The 4,273-nt window shown below is 71.8% G+C and carries 4 protein-coding genes; 3 read left to right on the top strand and 1 reads right to left on the bottom strand.

Annotated features, from left to right (window positions below; translation table 11 throughout):
• Positions 1-78: 78 nt before the first annotated feature.
• Both ABZ749_RS30525 and ABZ749_RS30520 read left to right on the top strand, forming a co-directional pair.
• Positions 79-1,767 (top strand): DEAD/DEAH box helicase, encoded by a 1,689-nt coding sequence (locus tag ABZ749_RS30525; RefSeq protein ID WP_357233827.1) that lies wholly within the window; start codon positions 79-81, stop codon positions 1,765-1,767.
• Positions 1,768-1,855: 88 nt separating this feature from the next.
• Positions 1,856-3,019: an SAM-dependent methyltransferase gene (locus ABZ749_RS30520; RefSeq protein ID WP_357233825.1), complete on the top strand. Its 1,164-nt coding sequence runs from the start codon at positions 1,856-1,858 to the stop codon at positions 3,017-3,019.
• On the opposite strand, the gene ABZ749_RS30515 is transcribed toward ABZ749_RS30520, so the two are convergent.
• Entirely contained in the window at positions 3,016-3,456 is a 441-nt protein-coding gene (locus ABZ749_RS30515) for a hypothetical protein (RefSeq protein ID WP_357233823.1), read from the bottom strand. The genes ABZ749_RS30520 and ABZ749_RS30515 overlap by 4 nt on opposite strands.
• A gap of 247 nt (positions 3,457-3,703) precedes the next feature.
• Between ABZ749_RS30515 and ABZ749_RS30510 the strand changes: the two genes are divergently transcribed.
• A complete protein-coding gene (locus tag ABZ749_RS30510; RefSeq protein WP_210785506.1) occupies positions 3,704-4,120 on the top strand; it encodes a helix-turn-helix domain-containing protein in 417 nt (138 codons plus the stop codon).
• The last annotated feature ends 153 nt before the right edge of the window (positions 4,121-4,273 follow it).

Genomic DNA, 4,273 nt, shown 5'->3' with positions numbered 1-4,273 from the left:
ACCGTGTGGCCCGCGTCATACCGAACGCGCCCTGAGGACATGACGGGCGCACCCACGAGAGGGCACCCCTACATCCACATGAGCGACCTGACTCAAGATTTGCTGGACGGCCAGGAACTGGCCCCCACCGCCCCGGTTCGACCGGAGGCCCCCACGTTCGCCGCACTCGGCGCCCGCGCCGAGACCGTCGAGGCCCTGGCCTCGGCCGGCATCACCCGCGCCTTCGCCATCCAGGAGTACGCGATCCCGATCGCGCTGCGCGGCGTCGACCTGATCGGCCAGGCGCCCACCGGCACCGGCAAGACCCTCGGCTTCGGCGTACCGCTGCTCGACCGGGTCTTCGCCCCGGGCGAGGGCAGCGACGGCGTCCCCCAGGCGCTGGTCGTCGTCCCCACCCGTGAGCTGGGCATCCAGGTCGCCAAGGACCTGGCCGCCGCCGGCCGGACGCGTGGCGTCCGGGTGCTGCCGATCTACGGCGGCGTGGCGTACGAGCCGCAGATCGACGCGCTGCGCAAGGGCGTCGAGATCCTGGTCGGCACGCCCGGCCGACTGATGGACCTGCAGAAGCAGAAGCACCTCCGACTCGACCGGGTGCACGCGCTCGTCCTCGACGAGGCCGACCGGATGCTCGACCTGGGCTTCCTCGACGACGTCGAGAAGATCCTGGCGATGCTTCCGGAAGACCGGCAGACGATGCTCTTCTCGGCCACCATGCCGGACCCGATCGTCACCCTGTCGCGGCGCTTCCTGCGCCAGCCGATGACGATCCACGCCGGGCACACCGCCGAGACCGGCCCGTCGCCGCAGACCCAGCAGTTGGTCTACCGCACCCACTCGATGAACAAGGTCGAGGTGGTGGCGCGCATCCTCCAGGCGGAGGGGCGCGGGCTGACCATGATCTTCACGCGTACCAAGCGGGCGGCCGACCGGGTCGCCGAGGATCTCGACTTCCGTGGCTTCGCGGTCGCCGCCGTACATGGTGACCTCGGCCAGGGTGCCCGTGAGCGGGCGCTGCGGGCCTTCCGGGCCGGCAAGATCGACATCCTGGTCGCCACCGACGTGGCGGCCCGTGGGCTGGACGTCACAGGCGTCACCCACGTCATCAACTACGACTGCCCGGAAGACCAGGACACCTACACCCACCGGATCGGTCGTACCGGCCGGGCCGGCGCGACGGGTGTCGCGGTGACCTTCGTCGACTGGGACGACATGCCGCGCTGGCGGATCATCGACAAGACCCTCGGTCTGGAGATGCCGGAGCCGCCGGAGACGTACCACACGTCGCCGCACCTCTACACCGACCTGCACATCTCCACCGAGGTCAGCGGCACGCTGCCCACGGCCGAGCGCACCCGGGCCGGGCTGTCCGCCGAGATCGAAGAGGATCTGGGTGGGACGACCCGCTCCCGTCGGGGCGACAGCGGTGGTCGTGGCCCCCGACGCGGCGAGAGTCGTGGTGAGGGTCGCGGCGAGCGCCGTGGTCGGGGCGATGGCCGCCGCGACCGCTCCGACGCCGCCACGCCGGCCGCCGCCGAGGCACCTGCGGCCGACGCCGCCGACGAAGGCACCCGTACCCCTCGCCGTCGGCGTCGCCGCCGGGCCGGCGAGGCGGTCACGGCCGAGACGACGGCGGTGATCTCCGCCGACGCCGGCCCGTCCGAGCCGGCCACCGCGTCCGAGGGCGAGGCGTCCAAGCCGCGTCGCCGACGCCGCCGCCGTGGTGGCGGTTCCGATGCGGGTACGCCGGCCGAAGCGACAGCGGACTGACCACCAGCCACACCTGACATCCCCCGCACCGCCTCGCGCGGTACGGGGGATGTTCCCTTCTCCCACCCCACCTGCCGAAGATGGAACGATGCCGCAACCACTGGACGCCGCCCTGACCGAGGTTCGGGCGCTGCTGCTCGACCCCGCGCTGACCCGGGCGGTCGCCGCCGGACGTCGACGCGGTCGCCGCCCCACAGTTGAGCGGGCCGAACTGCGGCCGGTGCGGCTCAAGGCCGGGCCCCGGATGCAGATCACCACGTCCGACGGTGCTCGCCCCTACACCCGCAACCTCGCCTCCGGCCCGGAGGCCGCTGCGGCGATCGACGAACTGCTGGCCGAGCCGTTCGGCAACTGGCACGTCGAGACGGCCGACGCGACCCTTCAGCTGCGGGTGACCAAGTCCGGCGAGGCGCAGGTGCATCGGGCCGCGACGTCCCGTCCGGTGGCGACGCCCACCGGGAACGACCGGGCGAAGGAATACCTGCTCGACCCCGGTGACCCGATCTTCGCCGAGATCGGCGGCTCGGCGGCCAAGCGCCGCCAGGTGGACGCGTTCCTGCGGGCCCTGGCCGCTACCCTGCCCGACGACCTGACGGGTTCGCTACGGGTGGTCGACCTGGGCTGCGGCAACGCCTACCTGACGTTCGCGGCGTACCGCTACCTGACAAGTCGGGGGCTCGACGTCCAACTGATCGGCGTGGACGTCCGGGAGGACCAGCGGCGGCGCAACACCGAGCTGGCGCAGCGGCTCGGCTGGGCCGACCAGGTCAGCTTCGTGGCCGGGACGATCGCCGACGCCGTCGTCGACCCCGCGCCCGACCTGGTGCTGGCGCTGCACGCCTGCGACACCGCCACCGACGAGGCGCTGGCCCGCGCGGTGCGCTGGGAGGCCCGCTGGGTGCTGGCCGCGCCGTGCTGCCACCACGATCTGGCGAAGCAGCTCCGCGCCCATCCCGCCCCGACCCCGTACGAGCTGCTGACCCGGCAGGGCATCCTGCGCGAGCGCTTCGCCGACGTGCTCACCGACGCGCTGCGCGCCGGGTTGCTGCGGGTGCACGGCTACCGGACCGAGGTGGTGGAGTTCGTGGACTCGCAGCACACCCCGCGTAACCTGCTGATCCGCGCCCGTCGTACCGGTGCCGGGGCGACCGGGCCACAGCGCGCGGAGTACCGCGAGCTGGTGGACCAGTGGCAGGTCACTCCCCGGCTGGAGACCCTGCTGGCCGCCGAAGAGGCACCCCCGGGCGACTAGCGTCGGCGGCCCCGGCCACCGTTGCGCTCGCTGGCACCACGGTCGAGGACAGACACCCGGTCGGCGGCGGGCCGCTGGGCGGCCCAGTCACCGTCGACCGGGGCGGTCGGGAATGGCACGACCTTGCCCTCGGTCTCGGCGTTGCCGGCTGCCGCGAAGGCGTTCCAGGAGATGTCGACCAGCAGCTTCTTCACCTCGGCGTGCCGGATGGCGGCGTTGTGTTGCAACGCCATCCGGGCGCCGAGCAGGACAGCGACCAGCGTGGTGGTGATGGCACCGGTGGCGGCCAGCACCTCGAGACCGGTCGCGGAGTCGGTGCGGAGCACCAGGACCAGCAACCAGATCCAGAACGCGGCGGCGAAGACGCCGGCCTTGGCGACGAAGAAGAGGCTCACCGCACCGGGCTGGTACGGCTGGGGGCGGCTCAATTCGGCCATGGTGCTCCTCGGCGATGGTCCGGTCGGAGGCGGCAGGCGACAGACGCGATGTCGGGACGGGCACCGAGCTTAATGGAAGAACGATGAAGATCGCTCGATGCAATTTTCGTTCTGCACACACGCTTCCAGAGAAAAGTCTCGCCCACGGGACAGTTTGTGCGGTCAGTCAATTGTTTCCGGCTTCTCGCGTACTACCCTCGGAAGGCGCATCGTCCCGGTGCTCCGGCAGGGGGGAAGACACGCAGGGATGGGATCAGCCGACGTATCACCGCAGATGGCCTTTGCTCGCTTCGTCCGGCGCGCCATCGATGACGCTCGCGACGAACGTGGCTGGACCGTGACTGATCTTGCCTCGCACACGGGCGTGGGCCGCTCCACCGTCTTCCGCTGGCTGGCCGGCGACTGGCAGGACTATCCCGAGTTGGCCAAGGTGCGCGGCTTCTGCGCCGCGCTGGATCTGCCGGTCGCTGCCGCGTTCCGCGCGCTCGGCCTGCCCGACGCCGGGCCCGCTCCTCGCCGACGCCACGACGACGGCCCGGTCGAGGCCGACGTCCGGGCCATCCTGGACCGGCTGGCCGACCCCACGGTCCCCGCCGAGGAGAAGCACCACATCCGCGACCTGCTCCGCTACCTGGCCCGCCGCCCCATCCGCCGAGCCAGCTGACCCGCCCCGCCCCGGCCCCGGGCCTCGCCCCTTGATGCCGTTGATCATGAAGTTATTGCCACGACACGCCGAGGCGAAGGGCAATAACTTCATGACCCCGGGCCACACCCTGGTCGATGATGTCCGCGTTGAGGCTGGGCAGGTAGAGCTAGG

This window comes from Micromonospora sp. NPDC047753 (assembly GCF_040642735.1).
Classification (GTDB): Bacteria; Actinomycetota; Actinomycetes; order Mycobacteriales; family Micromonosporaceae; genus Micromonospora.
This window is presented reverse-complemented; position numbering and strand designations above follow the sequence as displayed.

What these genes read in the sequence shown, in the direction of transcription:
- ABZ749_RS30525 (WP_357233827.1), top strand. Translation starts at nt 79, where the DNA reads ATGAGCGACCTGACTCAAGATTTGCTGGACGGCCAGGAACTGGCCCCC.
- ABZ749_RS30520 (WP_357233825.1), top strand. Translation starts at nt 1,856, where the DNA reads ATGCCGCAACCACTGGACGCCGCCCTGACCGAGGTTCGGGCGCTGCTG.
- ABZ749_RS30515 (WP_357233823.1), bottom strand. Translation starts at nt 3,456, where the DNA reads ATGGCCGAATTGAGCCGCCCCCAGCCGTACCAGCCCGGTGCGGTGAGC.
- ABZ749_RS30510 (WP_210785506.1), top strand. Translation starts at nt 3,704, where the DNA reads ATGGGATCAGCCGACGTATCACCGCAGATGGCCTTTGCTCGCTTCGTC.